This window comes from Pseudomonas sp., from assembly GCF_050739995.1.
Lineage (GTDB): Bacteria > Pseudomonadota > Gammaproteobacteria > Pseudomonadales > Pseudomonadaceae > Aquipseudomonas.
Window position 1 is genome coordinate 1 of the sequence record NZ_JBOICG010000090.1, and the last position, 5,366, is coordinate 5,366.

Annotated in this window: 4 protein-coding genes; 2 read left to right on the top strand and 2 right to left on the bottom strand. The window is 59.7% G+C overall.

Going from position 1 to position 5,366, the window contains the following annotated elements; translation table 11 throughout:
- Nucleotides 1–101: 101 nt before the first annotated feature.
- Nucleotides 102–566: a sn-glycerol-3-phosphate transporter gene (locus ACRESD_RS03050; protein ID WP_431749572.1), complete on the bottom strand. Its 465-nt coding sequence runs from the start codon at nt 564–566 to the stop codon at nt 102–104.
- A gap of 286 nt (nt 567–852) precedes the next feature.
- Between ACRESD_RS03050 and ACRESD_RS03055 the strand changes: the two genes are divergently transcribed.
- Together ACRESD_RS03055 and ACRESD_RS03060 are read left to right on the top strand one after the other, a co-directional pair.
- A complete protein-coding gene (locus ACRESD_RS03055; RefSeq protein WP_431749573.1) occupies nt 853–3,240 on the top strand; it encodes a TonB-dependent receptor plug domain-containing protein in 2,388 nt (795 codons plus the stop codon).
- A 27-nt stretch (nt 3,241–3,267) separates the two neighbouring features.
- Nucleotides 3,268–3,924, top strand: coding sequence for a gamma-glutamylcyclotransferase (locus tag ACRESD_RS03060; protein WP_431749574.1), 657 nt, complete (start codon nt 3,268–3,270; stop codon nt 3,922–3,924).
- Here the strand turns inward: ACRESD_RS03060 and glpT are convergent.
- Nucleotides 3,910–5,259: a glycerol-3-phosphate transporter gene (glpT, locus tag ACRESD_RS03065; protein WP_431749575.1), complete on the bottom strand. Its 1,350-nt coding sequence runs from the start codon at nt 5,257–5,259 to the stop codon at nt 3,910–3,912. The genes ACRESD_RS03060 and glpT overlap by 15 nt on opposite strands.
- Between the last annotated feature and the right edge of the window lie 107 nt (nt 5,260–5,366).

Here is a 5,366-nt window from a genome sequence, read left to right on the forward strand (position 1 = left end):
GGGCTTGCCCGCGAAAGCGGTGTGACAGTGACAGATTCAGTGACTGATACTCTGCCTTCGCGGGCAAGCCCGCTCCCACACTAGACTGTGTTGTGCCCGTTTCAGAAGCGCACACCGGCCGTCAGCATCGCTGCATTGAAGCCCAGCAGCACAAACTCACTGGCCACCGGGCCGAAGTGCACGCCGACAGAAGGGATGATGGCCGGTGCCACGCCATATTTGTTGAGCGGGATCTTGTCGCGGTACTTGCCGCGATAACCCTGGAGTGCGCCAGCCGTCACCTTCACGTAAAACGGCGAGTCAGCGATGTCGTAGCGCTTGCCGGCGTAGACGTAATACGACCGCTGGCTGAACGAGTTGCGAAACGTCGCCCCGCCATACACCAGCCCTGACGCTTCGTTGCGCTCCAGGTTGATCAAATCCTGATGATTATTGTGCTGTGGGTCTGGTGAAAAGTGCCGGGTGTACAGGCTGGTCTGCGCGTACCAGAAACTTTTGTCGTCTTCGCTGGCCAACGCCGTGGCGGCCTGCGCCAATAGCAACAGGCCGGTCAGAAGGTATTTCATGGTTCGACCTCGATAGTCGTTTGAGGGGGCGGCTAGGGTGGGTCGCGGAATGCAGACAGTTTGACGGCTAGCGTCCTGCGCCGCCTGAACCTGAGCTGAAAGCAAGGCCGCCTATGCTTATGCAATCTGGGTATTATTTATGTAAGGAAAATCTCCTTAAGCTATAAGCAACGGACTACCGCCTTTCTGCAAATAACCAATAAATGACCGCCACCGCTCGCCAGCCGGATCGATCGTACGAACTCAGAGCATTGAAGTTCTGATTGTTGATTCAAAGGGGAGCGGTATGGGGAGCTACAAGAAGCACGCGCTGTACACGGCGATTTTGTCGGCGAATTTGCTGGCCGCTGTGGGTTTCAATCCAGTCCAGGCGGCCGACACGTCCGCCGTCGATGCACCCAAACTCGACACCGTGATCGTCACCGGCACCCGCGCCCAGGAGCGCACTGCCAGTGCATCGTTGTCGCCTGTCGACGTGATTTCCGGCGAAGCCCTGCGCAGTACCGGCTCCGATGAACTGGGTGCGGTGCTCGCACGGTTGATCCCATCGATCAACTTCCCGCGCCCAAGCCTGGTGGATGGTGCCGAGTTGGTGCGCCCGGCGCAGTTACGCGGCCTGTCGCCGGATCAAGTGCTGGTGCTGGTCAACGGTAAACGCCGCCATACCAGCGCTTTCGTCAACCTCGGCGGCGCCGTGGGGCGTGGTTCGGCACCGGCGGATCTGAATGCGATCCCGCTATCAGCGGTGGACCATATCGAAGTGCTGCGCGATGGCGCTTCTGCTCGCTATGGCTCTGACGCGATTGCCGGGGTAATCAACGTGATCCTCAAGCATGCCGACCACGGCGGGTCGATCTCCAGCAAGTTCGGCGAGTACAAAAAAGGCGATGGTATCCAGCGCAATCTCAGCGGTAACACTGGCCTGGCGTTGGGCGACAATGGTTTTATCAACCTCTCGGGCGAGGGCGCCGATAACGATTACACCAACCGCGCCGGCAATGACTTTCGCCCCGGCAGCGTAGGCTCAACGACCTACGGCCAGCGGGTGTTCCGCCAGGGCGAACCGGCCACCAACGAAGGTAAGTTCCAGTTCAACGCCGAATATTCGTTCAACGATGCGGCCGAACTCTACAGCTTCGGCGGCTACAGCAAGCGGCGTGGCGAGACGGCGGCGTTCTACCGCGCAAGCAATGCGTCCAACAACATCCCGGCCCTCAACCCCAACGGCTACCTGCCGTTGATCAAGGGCAACCTGGAAGACACCTCACTGGTCGTGGGCTTGCGCGGCTTGCTGGCTTACGATTGGCATTACGACCTGTCGGCCAACTACGGCAAGAACCAGTATGAGCTGGGCACCGAGACCATCAACACCTCCCTCGGCCTGGCGACGCCACGCAAATTCAACAATGGCACCCTGAGCAACGACCAGCGACAAGTCAGCCTGGACCTGTCCCGTGAATTCGATGTAGGTTTCCTGCCCTATCCCGTCTCGGTGGCTTTTGGCGGCGAATACTTGCGCCAGGGTTATCAAATCGAAGCGGGCGAACCGGCCTCTTATTATCAGACTGGCAGTTCGGGGCTCGGCGGGTTCCGTGATGCTGACGCGGGTAGTACGTCGCGCCACAACTGGGCTCAGTACCTGGACCTGGAAACCAACTTCACCGAGAAACTCAGCGCCTCGGCCGCCGTGCGGCATGAGGATTACAGCGACTTCGGCTCCAACGTCAGCGGCTCGCTGTCGGCCCGTTATGACTTCACCCCGCAAGTCGCTTTGCGCGGCAGTATCTCCAACGGTTTCCGCGCACCCTCCCTGGCCCAGCAGAATTTTGCCTACACCTCGTCGCAGTTGATCGGCAGCACCATCCAGGAGGCCGGCACCTTCCCGGCCAACAGCCAAGTCGCCCGCCTGCTAGGCGCCGAAGACTTGAAGCCGGAAAAGTCGCGCAACTACAGCCTCGGCCTGGTGCTGGAGCCGGCCGATGACCTGACTGTGACGCTCGATGTGTACCGCATCGATATTCGTGACCGCATCAGCCTGTCGTCCAACCTCAACCTGAACCCGGCGACTATCGCCTACCTGCAAGCCAACGGTGTCGGCAACATCAACTACACCAGCGCCCGTTATTTCACCAACGCTACCGATACCAGCACTGACGGCGTCGACCTGGTGGCCAACTATCGCTACCAGTTCGATAACGGCATCCGCTGGAATAGCACTGTCGGCTACAACTACAACCACACCAAGGTCACCGATGTGAAAGCCAACCCGGCGATCCTCGACAGCCTCGGTGCCAACCTGGTGCGAGTGGACCGCCGCGAGCGCATCGGTTTGCTTGGCGATACCACGCCACAGCACAAGCTGAGCCTGGGCAACGACTTCACCTATGGCCATTGGGCGCTGCACAGCAACCTCGTGCGCTATGGTGAGTTCACCAGCTACCAGGCGGACAAGGTCAACGACCAGACCTTCAAGGCGGCCTGGGTGCTCGACCTGTCGGCGGACTACAAGTTGAAGAACTGGACCTTCACCCTGGGCGGCGACAACATCACCGACAAATACCCGGAGAAGGTCAACGCGTACGCCAGCAGCGGTGGCAACCTCGCCTACAGCACTTTTTCGCCGTACGGTTACAGCGGCGCGTTTTATTACGGTAAAGTTGCTTACAACTGGTAATACACAGGAGGCGTACCGCTTTTCGCCATGACCGCCATTGAAACCGATCTTTTGCAATTGGCTTACCCTCCGCGGCTCGATCTGGGGCCGCAACTCACTCACGAACAGTTGATGAGCTCCATGCAGGCCACCATGGCCCGGCATAAGGGTGGGCCGGTCTGGCTATTTGCTTACGGCTCGCTGATCTGGCGTCCTGAATGTTCGTCGACCGAGCGTGTGCGGGCACGGGTTCACGGTTATCACCGAGGCCTGTACCTGTGGTCCCACGAGCACCGGGGTACGCCGGAGCTACCGGGGCTGGTGTTTGGTCTGGATCGCGGTGGTTCGTGCAGCGGGTTTGCCTACCGCTTGCCGGAAGATCAATTGGACGCCTCGCTGTACGCCTTATGGCAACGCGAAATGCCTTACCCCTCGTACCGGCCGCACTGGCTCAGCTGCCGTCTGGAAGATGGCAATCAGGTACAGGCGCTGGGGTTTGTGTTGGAGCGGCATTTGCCCAGCTATGCCGGCAACTTGCCCGATATTGTGCTGAACCATGTACTGCAAAGCGCTTGCGGGCGTTACGGCACTACTCGCGATTATGTCGAGCAGACCGTGAACGCCCTGCGTAGCCACGCCATGCCAGATAAGAACCTGGAGGCGCGGCTCAAGCGTTGTGCCAAGGATTGCTTAGGCGGTAGCTGACCGCGCCTCGCTGACGCTGTTGGTGTGCCACAGCGTTGGAATGAGGAACGCGATGGCCAGCAGACACGCGCCCACCAGCAACACAAACCCGCCATTCCAGCCGAAATGGTCAACGGTGTAGCCCATGGCCGCACTCGCCGCCACCGAGCCGCCCAGGTAACCGAACAGCCCCGTGAAGCCCGCCGCCGTGCCCGCGGCTTTCTTTGGTGCCAATTCCAGCGCCTGCAGGCCGATCAGCATCACCGGGCCATAGATCAGGAAGCCGATGGAGAACAGCGCGATCATGTCGATGGTCGGGTTGCCCGGCGGGTTGAGCCAGTAAACCAGGGTCGCCACGGTCACCAGTGCCATGAACACCACGCCGGTCAGGCCACGGTTGCCACGGAAGATCTTGTCCGACATCCAGCCGCACAGCAGCGTGCCCGGAATGCCCGCCCACTCGTAGAAGAAGTACGCCCACGAGGTTTTATCCACGTCGAAGTGCTTGGCTTCCTTGAGGTAAGTCGGCGCCCAGTCCAATACGCCGTAGCGCAGCAGGTAGACGAAGACGTTGGCGAAGGCGATGTACCACAGCATTTTGTTGCGCAGCACGTACTTGACGAAGATTTCCTTGGCGCTGAATTCTTCTTCGTGGCTGGCGCTGTAGCCTTCCGGGTAGTCGTTCTTGTATTGCTCGATCGGCGGCAGGCCGACCGATTGTGGGGTGTCGCGCATGGTGATGAAGGCAAACGCCGCCACCAGCAACGCCACGGTGGCCGGGACGTAGAACGCCGCGTGCCAGTCGTTGAACCAGGCCATGCCCAGCAGGAACAGCGGGCCGATCAAGCCGCCGCCGACGTTGTGCGCCACGTTCCACACCGACACCACACCGCCGCGCTCTTTCTGCGACCACCAGTGCACCATGGTCCGTCCACTTGGCGGCCAGCCCATGCCTTGGGCCCAGCCGTTGATGAACAGCAAAATGAACATCATGGTCACGCTGGACGTTGCCCAAGGTGCGAAACCGAAAATGAACATCACACCGGCTGAAACCAGCAGGCCGAAGGTCAGGAAGTAGCGTGGGTTGGAGCGGTCGGACACCAGGCCCATCAAGAATTTGGACAAGCCGTAGGCAATCGCGATCGCCGACATCGCCAGGCCCAGTTCGCCACGGGTGTAACCCTCGTCGATCAAGTAGGGCATGGCCAGGGAGAAGTTTTTGCGCAGCAGGTAGTACCCGGCATAGCCGAAGAAAATACCGGCGAAGATCTGCCAGCGCAGCCGTCGGTAGGTACTGTCTATTTTTTCTTCAGGCAGGGGTGCCTGGTGTGCGGCAGGACGAAAGAAAGCAAACATTCAAGAGCTCCAAATTTCTTGTTTTGACTGCGGATGCGAATGTTACAGTTTCGTTACCGAAAATAGCACCGCCTCTTATCTGCGGGCATAGGAATTGAGTGCAATTG

Bases quoted from the DNA above. Each gene is read 5' to 3' on its own strand.
- ACRESD_RS03050 (WP_431749572.1), bottom strand. From the start codon at position 566: ATGAAATACCTTCTGACCGGCCTGTTGCTATTGGCGCAGGCCGCCACG.
- ACRESD_RS03055 (WP_431749573.1), top strand. From the start codon at position 853: ATGGGGAGCTACAAGAAGCACGCGCTGTACACGGCGATTTTGTCGGCG.
- ACRESD_RS03060 (WP_431749574.1), top strand. From the start codon at position 3,268: ATGACCGCCATTGAAACCGATCTTTTGCAATTGGCTTACCCTCCGCGG.
- glpT (WP_431749575.1), bottom strand. From the start codon at position 5,259: ATGTTTGCTTTCTTTCGTCCTGCCGCACACCAGGCACCCCTGCCTGAA.